Origin of the sequence: Paenibacillus glycanilyticus (assembly GCF_030161375.1) — a bacterium.
GTDB classification, from domain to species: Bacteria; Bacillota; Bacilli; order Paenibacillales; family Paenibacillaceae; genus Pristimantibacillus; species Pristimantibacillus glycanilyticus_B.
Window position 1 is genome coordinate 149,756 of sequence record NZ_BSSQ01000006.1, and the last position, 19,356, is coordinate 169,111.

Annotated in this window: 15 protein-coding genes; 9 read left to right on the plus strand and 6 right to left on the minus strand. The window is 54.0% G+C overall.

Annotated features, from left to right (window positions below; genetic code table 11):
- The first annotated feature begins 12 nt into the window (after positions 1-12).
- The 3 genes from QQK89_RS08110 to QQK89_RS08120 are packed head-to-tail and all read left to right on the plus strand — an operon-like array spanning position 13 to position 3,629.
- Positions 13-1,536, plus strand: a complete 1,524-nt coding sequence (locus QQK89_RS08110) for an ABC transporter ATP-binding protein (protein ID WP_284238021.1) — start codon at positions 13-15, stop codon at positions 1,534-1,536.
- Positions 1,537-1,570: 34 nt separating this feature from the next.
- Complete coding sequence (locus QQK89_RS08115) at positions 1,571-2,611, plus strand: BMP family protein (RefSeq protein WP_284238022.1); 1,041 nt, start codon at positions 1,571-1,573, stop codon at positions 2,609-2,611.
- 19 nt (positions 2,612-2,630) lie between these two features.
- The gene (locus QQK89_RS08120; protein ID WP_284238023.1) at positions 2,631-3,629 is read left to right on the plus strand and encodes an aromatic ring-hydroxylating oxygenase subunit alpha; all 999 of its coding nucleotides are present in this window, start codon (positions 2,631-2,633) and stop codon (positions 3,627-3,629) included.
- Positions 3,630-3,865: 236 nt separating this feature from the next.
- On the opposite strand, the gene QQK89_RS08125 is transcribed toward QQK89_RS08120, so the two are convergent.
- The 4 genes from QQK89_RS08125 to QQK89_RS08140 all read right to left on the minus strand — a co-directional run bounded on the left by QQK89_RS08125 (position 3,866) and on the right by QQK89_RS08140 (position 9,054).
- Positions 3,866-6,085 (minus strand): MMPL family transporter, encoded by a 2,220-nt coding sequence (locus QQK89_RS08125; RefSeq protein ID WP_284238024.1) that lies wholly within the window; start codon positions 6,083-6,085, stop codon positions 3,866-3,868.
- A complete protein-coding gene (locus QQK89_RS08130; protein WP_284238025.1) occupies positions 6,082-6,741 on the minus strand; it encodes a TetR/AcrR family transcriptional regulator in 660 nt (219 codons plus the stop codon). Before QQK89_RS08130 ends, QQK89_RS08125 begins: the two co-directional genes overlap by 4 nt.
- 203 nt (positions 6,742-6,944) lie before the next feature.
- Entirely contained in the window at positions 6,945-7,796 is an 852-nt protein-coding gene (locus QQK89_RS08135) for an aldo/keto reductase (protein ID WP_284238026.1), read from the minus strand.
- Between the two features lie 46 nt (positions 7,797-7,842).
- On the minus strand, positions 7,843-9,054 hold the full coding sequence (locus QQK89_RS08140; protein ID WP_284238027.1) for an MFS transporter: 1,212 nt from the start codon (positions 9,052-9,054) through the stop codon (positions 7,843-7,845).
- A 159-nt stretch (positions 9,055-9,213) separates the two neighbouring features.
- Here QQK89_RS08140 and QQK89_RS08145 point away from each other — a divergent pair, with 159 nt between their 5' ends.
- Entirely contained in the window at positions 9,214-9,585 is a 372-nt protein-coding gene (locus QQK89_RS08145) for a winged helix-turn-helix transcriptional regulator (protein WP_284238028.1), read from the plus strand.
- 47 nt (positions 9,586-9,632) lie between these two features.
- Here QQK89_RS08145 and QQK89_RS08150 read toward each other — a convergent pair whose 3' ends face one another.
- Entirely contained in the window at positions 9,633-13,388 is a 3,756-nt protein-coding gene (locus QQK89_RS08150; protein WP_284238029.1) for a hypothetical protein, read from the minus strand.
- Positions 13,389-13,614: 226 nt separating this feature from the next.
- Here QQK89_RS08150 and QQK89_RS08155 point away from each other — a divergent pair, with 226 nt between their 5' ends.
- From QQK89_RS08155 to QQK89_RS08165, 3 genes are all read left to right on the plus strand, one after another.
- Positions 13,615-14,097, plus strand: a complete 483-nt coding sequence (locus QQK89_RS08155) for a DUF6530 family protein (protein WP_284238030.1) — start codon at positions 13,615-13,617, stop codon at positions 14,095-14,097.
- Between the two features lie 124 nt (positions 14,098-14,221).
- Positions 14,222-16,018 carry an AAA family ATPase gene (locus QQK89_RS08160; protein ID WP_284238031.1) on the plus strand — a complete coding sequence of 599 codons (1,797 nt, stop codon included), beginning with the start codon at positions 14,222-14,224 and terminating at the stop codon, positions 16,016-16,018.
- A gap of 95 nt (positions 16,019-16,113) precedes the next feature.
- A complete protein-coding gene (locus tag QQK89_RS08165) occupies positions 16,114-16,839 on the plus strand; it encodes an HAD family hydrolase (protein ID WP_284238032.1) in 726 nt (241 codons plus the stop codon).
- 72 nt (positions 16,840-16,911) lie between these two features.
- Here QQK89_RS08165 and QQK89_RS08170 read toward each other — a convergent pair whose 3' ends face one another.
- Complete coding sequence (locus QQK89_RS08170) at positions 16,912-17,289, minus strand: hypothetical protein (RefSeq protein WP_284238033.1); 378 nt, start codon at positions 17,287-17,289, stop codon at positions 16,912-16,914.
- Positions 17,290-17,593: 304 nt separating this feature from the next.
- Here QQK89_RS08170 and rbsK point away from each other — a divergent pair, with 304 nt between their 5' ends.
- Complete coding sequence (gene rbsK, locus QQK89_RS08175) at positions 17,594-18,526, plus strand: ribokinase (RefSeq protein ID WP_284238034.1); 933 nt, start codon at positions 17,594-17,596, stop codon at positions 18,524-18,526.
- Between the two features lie 77 nt (positions 18,527-18,603).
- Positions 18,604-19,332 (plus strand): polysaccharide deacetylase family protein, encoded by a 729-nt coding sequence (locus tag QQK89_RS08180; RefSeq protein WP_284238035.1) that lies wholly within the window; start codon positions 18,604-18,606, stop codon positions 19,330-19,332.
- Positions 19,333-19,356 lie beyond the last annotated feature (24 nt).

A 19,356-nucleotide genomic window follows, 5' to 3' on the forward strand; every position in this document is an offset into this window, starting at 1 on the left:
GGGGGAGAAACGATGGAGCCGATTGTGGAAATACGCGGGTTAGTCAAGCGGTTTGGTTCGTTTGTGGCCAATGACCGGCTGAACCTGGCGATCCGGCAGGGCGAGATTCACGCCATTCTTGGCGAGAACGGCGCGGGCAAAAGCACGCTCATGAATATGCTGTCGGGCATGCTGGAGCCGGATGAGGGCGAGATCCTCTTCAAAGGCAAGCCGGTTGCGTTCGCCTCTCCCCGGCAGGCGGTGAGCACGGGGATTGGAATGGTGCATCAGCATTTCATGCTGATCCCGGCGTTGACGGTAGCGGAAAATGTGCTGCTAGGCATGAAGCGGGGCCGCGGGCCGTTGTTCCGCTTCAAGAAGGCTTGTGCGGAAATTCGGGAGCTGTCGGACCGGTTTGGCCTTGATATCCAGCCGGAGGCAAGGGTAAGCGAATTGTCGGTAGGCCAGCAGCAGCGCGTCGAGATCGTCAAGACGCTGGTGCGCGGCGCGGAATTTATTATTCTGGATGAACCGACGGCGGTGTTGACGCCTGCCGAGGTGAAAGATCTGTTCCGGGTGCTGCGGACGCTTAAGGCGCAAGGGAAGACGATTATTTTTATTAGCCACAAGCTGCAAGAGGTGCAGGACATTTGCGACCGGGTCACGGTGCTTCGGCTTGGCAAGCTGATCGGGACGCAAGATTTGGCCGGGACTACGCCGGCGGATCTGGCCCGCATGATGGTTGGCCGCGATGTGGTTGCTCCGGTCCGGAAGGCAGGAGTAGCAAGCGGGAACATCCGTCTTAGCGTGAAGGGGCTGCATGCCAGCGTTGACGGCGCGCGGGTGCTGCGGGAGCTTGCTTTTCACATTCGGGAAGGCGAGATTCTTGGCATAGCGGGAGTTGACGGGAACGGACAGCGCGAGCTTAGCGAGGTGTTGTTTGGCCTGCGGCAGAAGGATTCGGGCGTCATCGAACTCGGCGGAGAGGAGTTGCACCGCCAGCACCCGCGAGGGATGACGGAGCGCGGCGTCGCGTATATCCCCGAAGATCGGCATAAGGAAGGGCTAATGCTGCAGATGAGCGTGGAGGAGAATCTGATTGCGAAGGAATACCGGAAGCGCAAGTTCAGCCAAGGCGGTTGGATCAGCCGAAGAAAGGTCCGGGAATGCGCGGAAGAGCAGATTGGAAGCTTTGGCATCAGAACTTCCGGGGCAGCGGTTCCGGTCGGCAGGCTGTCGGGCGGCAACCAGCAGAAGGTGATTTTGGCCCGGGAGCTGATGCTGAATCCGAAGGTGATCGTGGCGATGCAGCCGACTCGCGGGATGGACGTAGGCGCGGCGGAATATGTCCATAAGCGGCTGCTTGAAGCGAGAGAGCGCGGTTGTTCGATTTTGCTTATCTCGACGGAACTGGAAGAAGTGATGGCTTTGTCGGACCGCGTTGCGGTTCTGTATAAGGGAGAGCTGCTGGACACGATGGATAGAGAAGCGGCGGATTTGGATCGTATCGGCAGGCTGATGGCCGGGATCCGCCCGGATACTTCTTGTGCCATATAGAAGGAACATATCATTCCAATTGGGAGGGGTTAGGATGAGAATGGGGAAACTGGCGAAATCGATGGCGGTAGTAGGCGTATGTTTGTTGATGATGGTGCTCGCGGCATGCGGCAGCGGAGGCAATAAGTCGGAAGGCGGCACGGCGGAGAGTACAGGGACGGCGGCTGCGGGCGGCGGCAAGGCGTTGAAGGTAGCGCTGTTAACGCCCGGTCCGGTGAATGATAACGGCTGGAACGCAACGGCATACGCAGGGCTGATGAAGATTAAGGAAGAGCTTGGCGCGGAAACGGCTTATTCCGAGAAAGTAAGCAACTCCGATGCGGCTGAGTTCATTCGCGGATATGCCGATGATGGTTATGACGTTATTATCGGACATGGCTTTGAATACGGGGACATTATGAAGGACATTGCTCCGGACTACAAGGATACTTGGTTCCTCGTTAACAGCTCCACGATCTCCCAAGAACCTAACCTCACCTCTCTCAGCTTGAACAACAGCGAACAAGGTTATCTCATGGGTTCAATAGCGGCGCTGTTGTCCAAATCCGGCACGGTTGCGGCAATTGGCGGCTCGGATATCCCTCCCATTACGAATTCGGTGAAAGGCTTTGAACTAGGTGCCAAGGAAACCGTTCCTTCTATTAAAGTGTTGTCTACGATGCTGGGCGGCGACAGCGATGTAGCCAAAGCGAAGGAAACCGCGATATCGTTCATCGAGAAAGGCGCCGACGTCGTCATGACGAATGCGAACCAAGCGGGACTAGGCGGGATCGAAGCAGCGCAGCAAAAAGGCGTATTTGCCATCGGCTCCAACCAGGATCAGAACGCCAGCGGGCCGGATACGGTCGTTACGAGCGTCATTCAGGACTATCCGGAAGCGATGAAGGTTGTTGTGGAGCGGATTGCGCAGGGCAAGATGAAGGCGGAATCGCAGCTGCTCGGCGTGAAGGACGGCGCGATCTATCTGGCTCCGTTCCACGGCTTTGAAGATAAGATCTCGCAAGACATTAAAGATAAGATGAACGCCATTATCGATGCGTTGAAATCCGGCGACAAAGTCATCGGCAACCAATAGAAAAGGGAGAGTGGCTCATATGCTGACAGCAACCGTGAAAGATACCGTTTTGTTTCAGGAATGGCATCCCGTTTATATTGCGAAGGATCTGAAGGAAGAGCCTGTCTCCGTTATCGTATTGGGCGAGCGGGTCGCCGTGTACCGTGCGGCGAGCGGTCAGGTGTACGCGCTGCGCGACTTGTGCGTTCATCGCGGCGCGATGCTCTCGAAGGGCAGAGTGGAAGGAGAGACGCTTGTTTGTCCTTACCATGGCTGGAAGTATGACGGCAGCGGGGCATGCGTCTGCATTCCGGCTCAGGCGAAGACGGATAAGATCCCGGCGCGGGCGCGGGCGACGAAATACCATGCGGTAGAGAAGTATGGTTTGGTGTGGGTATGCCTTGGCGACCCGGTGAGCGATCTTCCTTATTTCGAGGAATTCGAAAATCCGGATTACCGTCCGCTTGCGTGCGGCCCGTATACGGTGCATGCGGCTGGAACCCGCGTGATCGAGAACTTTACGGATTTTGCCCATCTGATGTTCGTGCACGGCGGTCTGCTTGGCCATCCGGATTACGCGGAGCTGCCGGACTTCAAGGTGTTCAAGGAGAAGGGGCGCGTCTATACGAGCGACGTTCCGATCTTCCAGCCGATCGCCCATTCCGGCTCCGAGATGGAGGAAGGCACGACGTACGTGTATGTGAAGGAAGTATTCCGTCCCCTCGCGGCCCGGTTGTCGAAGCGGGATGCGGCTACCGGCCAGACGTTATGGATCTTGCTGACGGTGCTGCCCGTGGAGGAGAAAGAATGCCTCGTCTATATGTCCGTCTCCCGGAACTACGGCTTCGACGTGCCGGATGAACAGTTCGTACAATTCCAAGACACCGTCTTCGAACAGGATAAATGGATTATCGAGACGCAAAAGCCCGAGCTGCTGCCGCTCGACTTGCAGCTGGAGCTCAACCACAAGGCGGATTCGCTGTCCGTCGCTTACCGCCGCTGGCTGATCGAGCTCGGCGTGACGTTTGGCACGACATAGGGAACGGCGCGGTGGCGCCGGCGAAGGATTGCATTCGCGTAAGCGGAGCGATAATGCGCTTCAGCTAAGCGGGAATTGGCTGAGCCGAGAGGGAATCCGCCAGAGCAGAACCGGATAAGACCCTTTCAGGGTCTTATCCGACCGGTTTTGGCCGAGAAAAGCAAAATAAGACCCCGTGAGGGTCTTATTTGCGTAAATCCGAGGTCAAGTAATGCCGTTAAGGTCCCTGAGGGACCTTAACTCGTCAGCGGCCTTTCATCCTCCTTAGCGGCGGACGCAGCTTCTGGCTTCGACGGCCAGAATACCCACTTGCCGATCCAGACCGTTAGTGCCGGTACGAGGAAGGAGCGGACGATAAACGTATCAAGCAGGACGCCAATGGCCGTCACGGTGCCGAACTGGACGAGCACTTGGATCGGCAGCGTTGCCAGAACGGCGAACGTACCCGCAAGGATGAGACCGGCCGAGGTGATGACGCCGCCGGTTTGAGCGACGCCTTCTACAACGGCTCGGTTCAGTGGCATGGTCTTGCTCTTTTTCCAGATGCTCGACACCATAAAGATGTTGTAATCCTCGCCAAGCGCAACCAGGAAGACAAAAGCATACAGCGGAATAAGTCCCTGGATGGCGTCAGCGCCAAATAAGTGATGCAGCACGAGCCAGCCGATCCCAAGCGCGCTGAAGTAGGAGAGCAGCACGGTTCCCATCAGATACAGCATAGCCACGAAAGAACGCAGATAGATCAGCAGAAGCAACGCAATCATGCCGATAATGACCGGAATAATCTTATAAGCATCGTCGCCGGTTACTTGGCGTGTATCGTATTGCTCTGCCGTAGCTCCCGCGATCCAGACGTTATCCTTAGCATCGGCAATGCCTGCATCCGTAAGAGACTGTTCAGCTGCCGAGCGGATGACCGGAATCATATCGAGCGCTTCAATGGAATAAGGGTTCATCGCCAGCTCCACATTATAAGAAACAATGCCCGCATCACGCGTATTCGCTACGGGTTCGGATACGTTGCTGATGTTGGCGAGTTCCCCGAGCTTTTGCCCAAGCGGCACATCCTGACCGCCCGTTTTCACCAGTACCTGAACTTTTGCCAGACTGCCTTCGGAGAAGTGTTCGCCAATCAGGGTAAACCCTTCACGGGATGGCATATCTTCCGGGAAAGTAGATAGCGTATCGTACGTAAATTTGATCTGGGCGGAAAAAGCAGCCGTAATCCCCAGCACAACAAGCGTCGAAAGGGCAATCGTTTTTGGACGCTTCACAATCGCTTCGCCTAAGCGGATGCCAAAGCTTGGCTTTGTTTTCGCTGCCGGCAGCGGTTTGTTTTTCCGTGCGGCACGTTCGGCCAGCATCTCCGGCGTACGCGGCACAAACGGAAAGAAGGAGACGCGTCCGAGAATCGCGAGCAGGGCAGGTACAAGCGTTACGCTTGCGATCATCATGATGAGAATCGACAAGCTGAACGGTACCGCAAAGCGGTGAATCGCGCCATATTGCGCCAGCAGCAGGGCGAGCAATGACATCACAACGGTCAAGCCGCTCATCGTAATCGCGCCTCCGGAATCGCTAAGCGCTTTGAGCAAAGCTTGCCGCTTATTCGACTCTGTTGTCAGCACGCTGCGGAAGCGGGCGATCAGGAAGAGGCAATAGTCGGTTCCCGCGCCGAAGAGCAGCACCGTCATAATGGATAAGCCTTGCGAGTCATACGTAATCCAGCCTTCATCCGCCATCCAGCCGAGAATCGGGCCTGTCAGGCCATAAGCGAACCCAACCGCCACCAGCGGAATAAGGGCGAGAATCGGCGAACGGTAGATCAGCAGAAGAATAATGAGGACAAGCAGGGTGGTTGCGATCAGGAGCGAAACATCGGCCCCTTTGAACAAAGAGGTGGCATCCACGCCAATGCCCGCAGGTCCGGTAATCCGCCCGACCAAACCTTCTTCATCAAGAGCGGTATCAAACGGTTTGGTTGTAAAAATCGTTTCCGCGTCAGCCTGCAGCTGCTCCAGGCTGATTTTGAGCTCATCGGAGGAAGCTTCCTTGTCAAAAACAACCGTCTGCAGCATGGTTGTGCCGTCTTCCGACAACATCGCCTTCACCGCAGGCAGCGGCATTTGGTGAAGCGGCGGAAGTTCGGTCTGATGAGGAAGCGGGTCGTCCGCCAGCTTTTGCGATAACGCTTGAATCTGGGCAATATCTTCATCGGTCAAACCAGCGATGCGGTGCCAGGCGATAATCGCCGGAATGCCGTTATGATCATTAAGCGCATCAGCCTGCACGGAAGGGGCGCTGCTCTCGAGATTCGCCGCCGCATCGTTCTTATGATCGCTCGAAGACGGCAAGAGGACGTTGGCGAGGCCAACGATGACGATCCACACAACCAGCGTAATCCATCTTCCTTTGTTGCCGCTTACGGCGCCGGCGATCCGTTTTAATCCATTCATCCATTCTCATCTCCTTTAATTTGAACAGTTGCTTCTTCTCTTCCAGCCTCGGAAGCCAGGCCAAACAGCAGCACGTCAACCGTCCGGGTGGCAAGCGCCTCAACCGGTATCGGACTTGCGCTGCTTCCGGGGCCTCCCGGCTTTCGTTGAATCATGCTCAACAGGGTGAAGGAGGCTGCAAAAGGATCAAGCCCGTGTTGCTCCGCCGTCCGAATTTGTCCGGTCTGCTGGCCCTCTACGAACAAAGACGAGAGAGGGAGCAGATAACATTCCCGCCACCACTGCGTAATGAGCTGCCGGTTCTCCTCTTTAAGCTCGTGCCGAATATCCCGTTCCATTTGGCTGAGATCATCGGGCATGTGTTGCAAAATGTACGCGACGAGCTTAACCAGCCGTTCCCGCAACTTGCCTTCGCTTGCGGCAAGGCTATTCATGGCGATTTTGGTATCTTCGGTAACGGTTCGCAGCACCTCGGTATAGAGCGCTTCTTTGTCCGCAAAATAATGGTACATCGCCGGCTGCGTCAACCCGCATGCTTCGGCAATTTGACGGGTTGTGACCGACCGGTAGCCCTGCTCCATGAACAGGTCATGCGCGGTATGGATGATCATGGCGCGGGTGGCTTCGTCTAACGGTTGTTTTTTTCTGCGTCCCATCGAGCAGGATTCCCTTCTGTCTGAAAATACTTTAGCTATTAATTTATCGCGTGATAAATTATCTTTATGGAAGTTATTTTATCAATTGATAAATTGCAAAGCAAGTCAATTAAGCGTAAATTCATCGATCTGCCACAATGAAAATAAAAAAGCTGCCCCAAAGCCAATGGCTTTGGGGCAGCTATCCTAATCATAACTCGATATTAGAAATCAAAGTTGTCCGGGTCCGGACCAACGCGTCTGTCTTCGTTCAAGGCATCGATAGCAGCCATTTCGTCCGCGGACAGCTCGAAATCAAAGACGTTGCCGTTCTCGATAATACGCGCTTCCTTGATCGATTTCGGGATCGTTACGACGCCGTTCTGCAGATCCCAGCGCAAAATCACTTGAGCTACCGATTTGCCGTGTTTCGCCGCGATCCCGCCGAGTACGGGGTGTTCGAGCAGCTGGCCTTGCATAAGCGGGGACCAAGCTTCCAGCTGGATGTTGTGCTCGCGAGTGAAAGCGCGGAGATCGCGCTGGGCAAGCATCGGATGGTATTCCACTTGATCGACCATCGGAACAATTTCCGCATCCTTCATTACGTCTTGCAGATGATGTACGTGGAAGTTGCTGACGCCAATCGCTTTGACGCGGCCATCTTTGTAGAGAGTTTCAAGCGCGCGCCATGCGTCCTTGTATTTGCCTTCAACCGGCCAGTGGATCAGATACAGATCGAGATAATCCAGACCAAGCTTGTTCAAGCTTGTCTCAAATGCCGCCAGGGTGGATTCATAACCCAGATCCGCGTTCCATACTTTGGATGTGATAAACAGTTCTTCGCGGGTTACGCCATATTCGGCTATCGCTTCGCGGATGCCTTGGCCAACGCCTGCTTCATTATCGTAAATGGCTGCCGTATCGATGCTGCGGTAACCGTTTTTGATCGCGTCTTTTACGGAATTAACGACTACGCTGCCGTCCTCGACTTTAAATACGCCAAGGCCAAGCCAAGGCATAGCGACACCGTTGTGCAAAGTAACTTTATCGTTTAAATGTTGTGCTGTAGTTGTCATGATAGATAATCTCCTCTTTTATTAATTTCATCTAGTTTATTTCCGCTTAAGCGGAAGCTTGCAACTGCTCATTTCCTGAGCTATCTTTCTTCTCGAGCTTACGGCTCCATGCGGTCAGAACGACGGCGCCAAGCACCATAATCGCGCCAATCCAAGGGGTATGAATCAAGCCAAGCCCATCGGTGATGATCCCGCCGACATAGGCTCCAATTGCGATTCCGGCGTTAAATGCCGAGATGTTAAGAGCCGAGACGACATCGATGGATTTAGGCGCATAACGTTCCGCGAGCAGGACGACATACATTTGAAGACCCGGTACATTCATAAAGGCTAAGAGGCCCATCAGGGTAATGGTTACTAATGCAGCGGCCGCGTAAGGCGCCGTGAACGTCAGAACAAGCAAAATAACCGCCTGCATAATAAACATGACTAACAAAGCCGATAACGGCTTGCGATTAGCCGCTTTGCCACCGATCAGATTGCCGATTGCGATGGCGATTCCGTACAAGACCAGAATACCCGCAATCGTACTATCCTTAAACCCGGTGATATCGTGAAGTAACGGAGACAGATAGGTAAATACGACAAACGTGCCTCCATAGCCGAGCATGGTAACGGCAAAAGCGAGCAGCAGCCGAGTGTTTTTCAATACTTTGAAAGGCTCGCTTAACTTCGTCCGGTTGCCCTTGCGTAAATTATTAGGCACGAGCAGCAGGTTAGTGACAAGCGCAATAACGCCAATCGCGGCAATGGCAACAAATGCGGCGCGCCATCCGGCATGTTGCCCCAGCAAGGTGCCAAGCGGCACGCCGGTAACGGTCGCAACCGTAAGGCCGGAGAACATCATCGCAATCGCGCTGGCCCGGCGGTCCTCCGAGACAAGCTCAGCCGCGATCGTCGAACCGATGGACATAAATACGCCATGCGAGAAGGATGATATCACGCGGGCAATGAGCAGCATTGTTATGGTGTTTGCGCTGGCGGCAAGGCCGTTGCCGAGAATAAATACAATCATGATGGCAATTAGAAGACTTTTGCGCGGCACTCTTGAGGTAAGAGCCGTAAGGAGCGGAGCTCCGACGGTAACGCCAACTGCATATAAAGTAACGGATAATCCCGCTGTCGTAACGGATATATCCAGATCTTCCGAGATTAAGGGCAGAAGTCCAACACTGATGAACTCCGTTGTTCCGATGGCAAAAGAGCTGATGGCTAGCGCTAGCAGCGCAAGTGCCGAGCGGCTCTGTTTGTTAACCATAATGCTAACACTCTCCGTTTCGTAATGTTGTATTGATCGGCCGGTAAGTGCTATTATGGAGGCAATCCATCTCTATGACCAGTACGCACTATTTTGTAATATAGATACTAAAAAGTAATATAGGCACTAAAAAGTGCCTATGGAATGGAAGTGACCTTAATGGGAGCGAAAAAATACAACATCTCCGTAGAAGCAACGCTCGAAGTGATCGGAGGTAAGTGGAAATGCGTGATTCTGTGCCATCTTACGCATGGCAAGAAGCGGACAAGCGACTTCAAACGGCTTATGCCGTCCATCACGCAAAAAATGTTGACCCAGCAGCTGCGCGAGCTGGAGCAAGACGGAATCGTGAACCGGATTGTCTACAATCAGGTTCCGCCAAAAGTTGAGTACGAGCTGACGCCATATGGGGATAGTCTTCGCCCGATCCTGGATTCCTTATGCAATTGGGGCGAGCTGCATATTATTAAAGAGTACGGCTCGAAAGCAGCCGCGCTTGAGGATAACGTGCTTAATAATTTAGAGGATTAATAACAAACAAAGCGGCCTATAGCAGGCCGCTTTGTTTGTTATATAGGTTATTCTTCGTGATCGTTGATGAGCACCGTAACCGGATCAGAAATGACATTGCCCGGGATAAGCACTCCTTGAGGAGTCGTATAGTTGAAAGCGAGGCTAGCACGGTTAACCGTGAGCGGATTTTCCGGTTCGAATACCGCTTGGGCGGCAAACGTAACGCGGATCGTTTGGAAGGCTCCAACCGCTCCAAGCGGAATGCCGATAGCCGGGTTCGCGCCAGGCGAACTTACGCCGTCGATAGTGACGCTGCCCGGAATAAACGCCAGACCGGCAGGTACAATGTCCTGCAACACGGCTCCACTGAGCGTTGTATTCTCAGGATTGTTCACGACAAGCGTGAAGATGACGGAATCACCAACGAACACTTCGCTGACGTTGACGGATTTAACCACGGTTGGCGGTCTCAGAATGGTAACCGTCACTGGATTCGTGCGGACCCGCTGATCGACCAGCTGGCCATTTGGCAGCTCGAATTGGAACAAAATATCCCCCTGGTTGACGAGTACGCCCGTTGGCGGATAAGACTCGACCTTCAAGATAAAGGTAACGATATTGGTAATTCCGGCGATCATCGTGCCGAGGAACAACCCTTGATAATGATCGGCACCAGGTACGGAGAATCCGTTCACCGTCAAGCCATTGGCCACGAAGGAGGAGCCTTCCGGCAGTACGTCAAACCATGTAGCCAAGGCGTTGTAGGAACCGGAGTTCTCGACCTCGATGGTGTAATAGACAAATTCTCCCACGAATGCAGTGGATTGCAGGGCGCTTTTTCTGGCTGTAATGATAGGCTGCGTAACCCTGATCGATACCGTATTGGATACCGCTGGGGTCTGATCTATCTCGTCTTCATTGAACGTAACGATCGCGAAATCGTCGATTCTTGGGAACGGATCGGGAATGGAAGTGACTAAGGATTGAAAAGTAACGGTAGCGGTTGCGCCTGATGCCAACGTGCCAATATTTACGCCTGTTGTGAGGTCCCCAATGGCAGGGAGACCGTTAACCCGGATGGATCCCGAAACGACGGAAGTACCTGGGGTTACTCTGTCCGTGACAATGACATCGGTAGCCGGGATAGGCCCGTTATTTGTCACTTCAATCGTATAATCAACAATCTGGCCAACGATGGCGCTCGTTACGCTAGCCGATTTCACGACATCGAGCGTATAGATCGGATTTTTAATAAGGACTTCATTGGATACGCCGGTTCCCGCTAATGGCGTCCGGCCCGGCGGCGTGTAGGTAAACGTCGCGTTCGCCTGGTTGACATAGAACTGGGATGGCGGCACGGCTGTCATGATAACGTTGTAGGACACCACGACCGCTGCGCCAGGCGCCACCGGTCCTACGGGAATGCCGGTAATCGGGCTTGCCGTGGCATTCACTGTACCGTTAACCATTACCGTGCCGGCAACAAACGAGCTGTAGGCGTTGAGCGGATCAAACAAGATAGGAATGATCTCGATATTACCCGTATTTGTGACCGTTACCGAGTAGTTGACGATATCGCCCACATTGGCTACCGTGACGCCTGCCCGCTTAACGAGAGAGATGCCGGGCTGAACGACGGGCACCGTAACCTCTTCGGAGTACGAAATGCCGGTAAAAGTACCTGAAGTAAACGTTTCGACGGCCTGGTCGACGAGAACCGGAGGATTAGGCAGGGAATCGACCCTTACCTGGAACGTCTGTACGACGCTAGTATTAGCCGGTAATACCGCAATCGGGATGCCGGCGATTGGGCTGGCGCTTGGGAACGGTACGCCGTCAATCGTAACGCTGCCCGCCACAAAAGAACTGCCGACAGGGATATTGTCCGTTAAGATGACATTCGTGAGAGGTGTAGGGTTGGTGTTGGTGACCGTCACCGTATACGTAATAATTTCGCCTACGACCGCGCTTGGCAGATCGGCTTCCTTTACGGTTGTCAGCATCGGCGAGGTGACCGGAATCTCGACCAGATTTGACGGCTCGTTACCCGTGATAATCCGGCCGTCCGGCAAGGTGACGATATAAGCGGTATCAAAGCGGTTGCGAACGATGTTCTCAGGCGGAACGGATTCCACGAGAAGCTGATACGTAATGGTGACGACCTGAATGATATCAAGCACGCCGATATCAATGCCAAGCCTCGGATTGTCTCCAGGTTGGTTCACGCCATTAACAAACACGCTGCCGGCAACGAAGCTGGTACTGACGGGAAGCGGATCGGTAACAATTCCCGTGAAGTCGATGTTGCCGATATTTGTAATCGTAAGCGTGTAAGTTATGATATCCCCAACCATGGCAGTAGCCAGATCGGCTTCCTTATGGACGATGAGAGCCGGGAGGAATACAGGGATTTCCACGACGTCGGAAGGAACGACCGTCGAGATTGGAGGAGCATCCGGCGTCGGCTTGAAAGTATACGCTACGGTTGCCTGATCTTTCAAGAAAGGCGGATTAGGCAACGAGGTCACAAGTACTTTGAATTTAACGGTTGCTACTTGCCCCGCAGCAAGGGTGCCGATCGGAACGCCCATCTCAGGATCAGCATCTACCATCACTCCGTTTAACGTGACGCTTCCCTGTACCAGCTCCGACCCGACAATCGCCGTATCGAACATAACGACGGAGGTCGTTTCGACCGTTCCGGTGTTTGTAATGACAACCGTATACTCCACGGTATCCCCAATGACGGTAGCTATGGAATCCGCAGACTTGACGACCGTAATTTGCGGCTGCTGGATATCGATCTGCAGACCGACGGAATCGACCAGATAACCGTCCCCGCTTGTGATTAGCCGGAATACGGCAGCGGTTTGCGCGTTAACCAGCGTAGAGGAAACGGTGACATTCGTAATATCCCAGCCCTGACGGCCGCCGATAATATTGGAGCCCGGAGTTCCGTTAATCTGATTGCGCGTTCCAAAGGTTCCTGTTGTATCAAGGTTGCCTGCGTTGTTATTGATTTGCGATGCGAAGAAGTTCGTGGAGAAGTTGTTTGGACCCGACAATGGCGAAAGGGTGCCAGCGCTTTGTCCGAACAACATCCGGTCGCCCGTTTTGTTCGCGTCGCCTTCTTGCGCACCAACTAATGCTCTGCCGTTCAGTGCCCCGACAAACGGAGTGGCAAATCCCGTAATAACGGTATCTACCGGACCCTGCGAAGCTTGGATGACGGTCGCTCCTACCCGCAAAGAGAGATTTCGAAGCGGCTGAGTGGCATCTTCGTAGAAGACGGCAAGCGTCCAGCCGGCATGGTTGGAGGTCGGATCCGGAATGACGATCGTGCCGACTACCCCGCCGGTCGTATACGTTCCGGCTCCCGCCGCCGATATAAGCGAAGTAACGGTAGCCGAACGCACGTAAGCATTGGTTCCAACGCTAAGCGCAACTTCTTGGGAGGTAGCAGGATCCGGGCTGATGGAGAAGGTTCCGGCAGGGGTCGTGAAGCTAACGGCATTATTAATGAATGCACTCAAATCAACGCCGTTGTTCAGGTACGTACCGCCCCAAATCAGCTCGGCGTACAGAATCGTTGCTCCCGCAGGCAACACCAGTACGGCAGAAGAGCTGTTCAGCGCATAGTTGCCGGTTGTTCCCGCAGGATAAGTACCGAATGTCAGAGCCGTATTGGTCGTGACAAACCCGCCGATACTATCCACCGTTCCCGGTACGCCGACCGTTTCTGACCGGCTTAAGCCAAGCGTGTTTCCGGTAAAGGTTGCTCCTCCCGTACGGTTTAAGAAAAATCGGTTTACAAAAGGCATGCTGTGGCCTCCTTTTTACGCAAATACTGATAACTATGCTCAAATGGGCCCAATAGACTAAGCAGACTTGCTTCAGGGTTGTACGTTTTTTGTAAAAAGGCAGATGAGATCGCGATAGGCTTGTTTGACGCTAATAAGACAATCGCAGTATAATTGAATTACTAATTTAGTAATTTAGTAAACTTATATCATATACATTTATGAATGAATCTGGAGGAGCATAACGATGAGAATTCCTACTACATTAAAGCATAAACCGGTTATCGTATCCGAGAATTACGAGCAAGTGGACGGGCGTTACGCGGAACATACCGACGCGAAGGGGTTGTCTCTTGGGCTTGCGCAATGGAATGACCGGGGCAAGGTTGAAATCTCGGCGAAGGTATGGCGTTATACGGGGGAGAAATGGTCGCGCCAATCCGAGGAGCTGCCGCTGCACCGCGTGCTTGATCTGGCGATCCTCGTAGCTCGCTCGATGCAGCATTTCCGCGAGGAGTCGTACCGGTACGAGAATTTGTATGATCCGGAGCAGCCGGTCATCGACCGCATTGGTCTGCAAGGGGATGCGATGACCGTCGAAGTATGTACGGATAACGAGAAAATCAATCAGGACATCAAGCTGTTCAGCCAAGCGCTGAGCGATGACGATGAGCTGAACGGCGAACGTCTTCGCACCTTGTCCCGCATTCTGAAGGAGCTTGGCTATTAAGCTTGTGTTCGTCCTTCTCACAACAGGCGTTAGTCTTCTTGCCCGCTGGCATTCTTAAGAATGTTAGTCATGGGGCGGTATGCCATTTCATAGAATAAGGCATACCTTAAAAGGAAGTGAAGCCATGAGGAGTTATCAGTGGATCAAGTGGCGTAGATTCCTCCTCAGGCTCGTAGTCCTCATCATCCTTGTTACGTTATTGTGGTCGGGAGGACCAACGGCTTGGAATGTTGCGCTTGTTGTAGCATCCTTTTTGTTTCAGATGCTGTTTGCCGTCATCTTCATCATTATTCAATTCGTTGCGTTATTCTGGTTCCTCGCGAGAGGTCGAACGTATTGGGTACTGCCGGGAGAGACGGGCGCCACTTGGGACGATTATAGGGGCAACCCGGAGATCGTCGAGAATGCCAAGCGGATCGTCAGCTTGCTGAAGGGCGTGAAGGATTTCAAAAAGATGGGCGGCGAGGCCATTCGGGGTCTCCTGCTGTGCGGACCGCCCGGAACGGGGAAATCCTATCTAGCCCAGGTTATCGCGAACGAAGCCCAAGTGCCGTTTGCGTATGCTTCGGCTCCAAGCTTTCAGAACATGTTTTTTGGCGTCGGCAACCTGAAGGTCATGCGCATCTACAAGAAGGCCCGGAAGCTGGCCAATATTTACGGCGCCTGCATTATCTTCATTGATGAAGTAGATGCCATCGGCATGAGCAGGCAAGGCGGCGGTGGAGGCATGGGGATGTTCGGAATGGGCGGCGGCACGGGGCTGCTTAACGAGCTGCTCCTTCAAATGGACCCTCCTAACCTCGACAGCTCGAAATTCAAAAAGTTTCTTCGTCAGCTGGGCATGCTGCGCAAGAAGGCGGAACGGCCGCCCGTGCTGACCATTGCGGCAACCAACCTGCCCGATGTCCTCGATCAGGCTTTGCTCCGCCCGGGCCGGTTCGACCGGCAGCTGTGGGTAGATTCGCCGGATTATGACGGACGGATCGACGTGTTTGGTTACTACCTTAAGAAGGTGAAATGCGACGCCACGCTAACACCTGAGAAAGCAGCGCTGGATACGATCGGGTATAGCCCGGCGCAAATTAAGCACATCGTTAATGAAGCGGTCGTAATTGCGCATCAGCGGGGCGCAACGGAAGCGGGTTATGAGGACTTCCGCGCCGCGATGGAGACGTACGAATGGGGTCTCAAGCAGCCGCTTCGTTCCATGAAGGATGACGAGAAGCGGAATGTGGCTTATCACGAAGCGGGGCACGCGGTGGCGCAGTTCCTGCTCAAGCCGCATGAACGGGTATGGAAGGTTACCATTATCCGGCGCGGCGGATCGCTTGGGCTTGCGGCTACGAAGCCGACCCATGAGCGGTATAACCGGAGCGACAGCGAAATTCTGGCCCACATCCAGGTCTGTCTGGCCGCCCGCGCGGTAGAGGAAGAATTCCTCGGCAAGAAACTGAACGGAGTGACGTCCGATCTTCGTCAGGCAACCGAAAGCGCCGGCGCTTATCTCGGCATGGTCGGGATGGGGGATGAGCTATACAGCTTCCTCGCGGCCGGCTCGCGCATGGACGCCTTGAAGTCATTGCGTCCGCAGATCAATGAGTTATTGAAAGATCAGATGCAGCAGGTGAAAAAGCTGGTGCGGGATCATGCCGATTTCGTGCACAAGATTGCCGAAGAGCTGCTCCTGCGCGGCGATTTGACCGGCGAGGAAATCGAGCAGATCTACATGGATTTGTACGGCAGATCCCGTCCGGAGCCTTCCGAGGTGAAGGTAAGCGTTACTCCGCATGCTTCGGCCAAGGCGGAGGAGGAGTCGGAAGCCGACGCCACGGAGGATGACGGAGCAGAACAGGAAGAGGAAGAGGATAAGGAAGTTGCTCCTCCCGATTCGGATCCCGACCACAGGGAACCGGAGTCCTAACAGGATGAAGACGGACCCAGCCCTTGCGGCTGGGTCTTTTGCTGCGGGGATGATACAATGTAGCCATAGCTAGAGAGGAGCGGAGACATTTACGCATGACACAGATTATGGAACGAAAAGGCGTCTTTTTTGACGTAGACGATACTTTGTACGATCATTTATCCCCTTTCCGGCAAGCCGTTGCGGCCGTCATCGGAGAGCGTGAAGGTTTCCCTTACGATGAGGCGTATCACCGGATGAGGTACTATAGCGACAAGCTGTCGCTGGAGATGGGCGGGGCGGGCGTCATGGAGAACGACTCGAGCACGGAGCTGATGCGCCGGAAGCGCTTCGAGCTGGCCCTTGCTGAATTTGGCGTGAAGCTGACGGAGAAGCAGGCCGCGGACATGCAGGCGGCTTATATCGGCTGCCAGTTCAACATTACGATGTTCGACGGCGCCAAAGAGCTGATCAAGCGGCTGGTGAAAGCCGGTATTGTCGTAGGTTTGCTCACGAATGGCGCGGAGAATCATCAGCTTCGCAAAATCCGGGCGATGGAGCTGGATCATCTGATTCCGCCGGAGCGCCAGTTCATCTCGGGCAAGGTGGGCTGGGACAAGCCGGATACGCGGGTATTTCGCCATGTGAATGAAGCAACCGGCACAAGACCCGAGAATTGCGTATATATCGGCGATTCCTGGCGCAATGACGTCATTGGCGCGCTTGACGCCGGCTGGTCCGTCATTTGGTTCAACCACCGGTCTGCGAATCCGGAGACCGACACGCATACACCTACTCATACGGCAGCAAGCTATGAGGAATTGGCCGGGCTGCTGTTTTAATGCTAGTCCACGTTTTGGACAAGGAAGAAGACCCGGCTCGGAGGTGCCGGGTCTTCTTTTGCCCCAGGGGCTTTATTTTTTGCAGTATTTTTTCACGGTTTTGTGCAGTTCGGCTTGCGTGAAGCGCTGCGAAGCGAGCGGAGCGCCGTCAGCGTCTTTGCCCCATACGGAGACAAGCACTTTTTTGCTGAACGTAGTAATTTGAATTTCGTACTGGAGGAGAGTCGACACATCCAGATCGACGAAACCGGAAGCGCGTGCCGCCAAACTTAATGTTCTTGTTTCAACAAGTACTTTGGTACCGTTCAGGCGATACAGCTTGATCACAACTCTAGCTCGCTTGCAGCCGTTGTTCAGGGCTTTCACAAATACGTTGGTCGCAACGCCGGGTTCGGCAATGCCAAATGCGTTCTCAACGGGACCAGTGGAATACACGTAATAAAATGCCATTGATTAATCACTACCTTTCTATGGGGAATAAGCAGTGTCATCAACCAGCAAGATAGCGAATGTTTGGCACTCACTCTAGCGACAATCTTCGTTTATTTAAGCAGGTTAATGGAATCTACTATGTTAATAGAATATGCATCCGGAGCAAGAAGTTACTAGATTCGAGACTACTAGTCTCGTAATTGAGGAAACAGCCCGGATGAGATGAAGCCGAAGTGTTGGTTCGGGCGGCAAGGCTGGATTGCTAATTTCCATATGCTATGGTATATTCGCCGCAATTAAGGATGAAGGAAGGGACTCATTTATGGAGCATAAAAGACCAAAGCTGGTCGTCATCGGCAGCTTGAATATGGATATTGTCGTGGAGACCAACGCTTACCCGCAGGTAGGAGAGACGATTACCGGCGAACGCGTCCGGTTTATTCCGGGCGGCAAAGGCGCGAATCAGGCGGTTGCCGGAGCGCGGCTTGGCGCGGATACAACGATGATTGGCGCGGTTGGGGATGATGCGTTTGGGGACGAGCTTCTCTCCGCCCTTCGGAAGGATGGCGTGGATATTGCCGGCGTGAAGCGAGTTGCCGGAACCGCGTCAGGCATTGCTTCGATTTATGTGGCGGAAGGGGATAACAGCATCGTTGTTGTTCCGGGTGCTAACGGTCTTGTCGAGCCGGCCGATATTGACCGTTGCGAAGACAAGCTGAAAGAGGCGGATATCGTGCTGCTGCAGCTGGAGATTCCGGCCCAGACGGTTTTGTACGCAGCGCGCAAAGCGAAATCGCTGGGCAAGCTTGTTGTCCTTAATCCTGCGCCTGCGCAGCAGCTGCCGGAAGAGCTGTTTGGGCTGGTCGACTACTTAACGCCAAACCGTACGGAGCTGAGCGAATATACGGGCGTCGACGCAGACGGAGATGCCCTTGAACCGGCTATTCGCCGGATGATGGAGCTTGGTGCCTCCCATGTCGTAACGACGCTTGGCGCCAGCGGATCCGCTTATTTGAACGAGGCTGGAGAGCTCGAGCGAATTGCAGGGTACCGCATGCCGGTTATCGATACTACGGGCGCGGGGGACTGCTATAACGCAGCGCTTTCCGTAGCGCTAGCATCGGGCCGGGCGCTAGGGGAAGCGGTAGATTACGCATCGATGGCCTCCGCGCTTTCGGTGACCAAGTTTGGCGCGCAAACCGGCATGCCAACGGACGAAGAAGTGGCACGGTTCGCGAAGGAGCAAGGGAAGTAATTCTTCCGACAGGGATACGGCGGCACAATTGAGGAATAATACCTGTGATGCCATCCCAAGGAGGAGTTACTTCAGCTATGAGAAGATTCGTATTGGGCGTGACGGTATCGGCGCTGTTATGCGGCTTTGCTGCTCCGGAGGAGACGAAGGACAGAGCGTATTACGAGAGCCGCGGCGAGATTATCTGGGAAGTCCCGGGCGAGAACAAGCGGATCGCCTTGACCTTCGATGACGGTCCTTACCCGGAGACAACGGAGCCGATTCTAGATCTGCTGAAGGAATATAACGCGAAGGCGACTTTTTTCGTGGTCGGCACCCGGGTCGAGCGGTTCCCGGAGACGGTGAAGAGGGAAGTTGCCGAAGGGCATGAGGTCGCGAACCACACGTTCAACCATTATTTTTTGCAGCAAAAAAACACGGAAACGGTGCAGGACGAAATCGTCCGGACCGAGCAGGCACTCGAGAAGGTCATTGGCCAAAAGCCCTTATTGTTCCGCCCTCCTGGCGGCTTTTATAACGATCGCATGCTGGCAGTCGCCAAGAAATACGGTTATACCACCGTATTGTGGTCCTGGCATCAGGATACGAATGACTGGCGCGCGCCCGGCGTGCAGAAGATTGTGAACAAGGTGCTGAACAATGCCCGAAACGGAGATATTATTCTGCTCCACGACTACGTTCCGCGGTCGGTGCAGACGGTAGAAGCGCTTAAGCTGATATTGCCGGAGCTGCAGCGGAGAGGGTACGAGATGGTAACCGTCTCGGACTTGATCCACAACCGGGATCACTTGTTAAATCCATATTGAGGAAGCAAGATGACGGAAGGGAAA

Coding starts and splice junctions, on each gene's coding strand:
- QQK89_RS08170 (WP_284238033.1), bottom strand. CDS start 17,289: ATGGCATTTTATTACGTGTATTCCACTGGTCCCGTTGAGAACGCATTT.
- QQK89_RS08110 (WP_284238021.1), top strand. CDS start 13: ATGGAGCCGATTGTGGAAATACGCGGGTTAGTCAAGCGGTTTGGTTCG.
- rbsK (WP_284238034.1), top strand. CDS start 17,594: ATGGAGCATAAAAGACCAAAGCTGGTCGTCATCGGCAGCTTGAATATG.
- QQK89_RS08135 (WP_284238026.1), bottom strand. CDS start 7,796: ATGACAACTACAGCACAACATTTAAACGATAAAGTTACTTTGCACAAC.
- QQK89_RS08155 (WP_284238030.1), top strand. CDS start 13,615: ATGAGAATTCCTACTACATTAAAGCATAAACCGGTTATCGTATCCGAG.
- QQK89_RS08125 (WP_284238024.1), bottom strand. CDS start 6,085: ATGAATGGATTAAAACGGATCGCCGGCGCCGTAAGCGGCAACAAAGGA.
- QQK89_RS08165 (WP_284238032.1), top strand. CDS start 16,114: ATGACACAGATTATGGAACGAAAAGGCGTCTTTTTTGACGTAGACGAT.
- QQK89_RS08145 (WP_284238028.1), top strand. CDS start 9,214: ATGGGAGCGAAAAAATACAACATCTCCGTAGAAGCAACGCTCGAAGTG.
- QQK89_RS08160 (WP_284238031.1), top strand. CDS start 14,222: ATGAGGAGTTATCAGTGGATCAAGTGGCGTAGATTCCTCCTCAGGCTC.
- QQK89_RS08180 (WP_284238035.1), top strand. CDS start 18,604: ATGAGAAGATTCGTATTGGGCGTGACGGTATCGGCGCTGTTATGCGGC.
- QQK89_RS08130 (WP_284238025.1), bottom strand. CDS start 6,741: ATGGGACGCAGAAAAAAACAACCGTTAGACGAAGCCACCCGCGCCATG.
- QQK89_RS08140 (WP_284238027.1), bottom strand. CDS start 9,054: ATGGTTAACAAACAGAGCCGCTCGGCACTTGCGCTGCTAGCGCTAGCC.
- QQK89_RS08150 (WP_284238029.1), bottom strand. CDS start 13,388: ATGCCTTTTGTAAACCGATTTTTCTTAAACCGTACGGGAGGAGCAACC.
- QQK89_RS08120 (WP_284238023.1), top strand. CDS start 2,631: ATGCTGACAGCAACCGTGAAAGATACCGTTTTGTTTCAGGAATGGCAT.
- QQK89_RS08115 (WP_284238022.1), top strand. CDS start 1,571: ATGAGAATGGGGAAACTGGCGAAATCGATGGCGGTAGTAGGCGTATGT.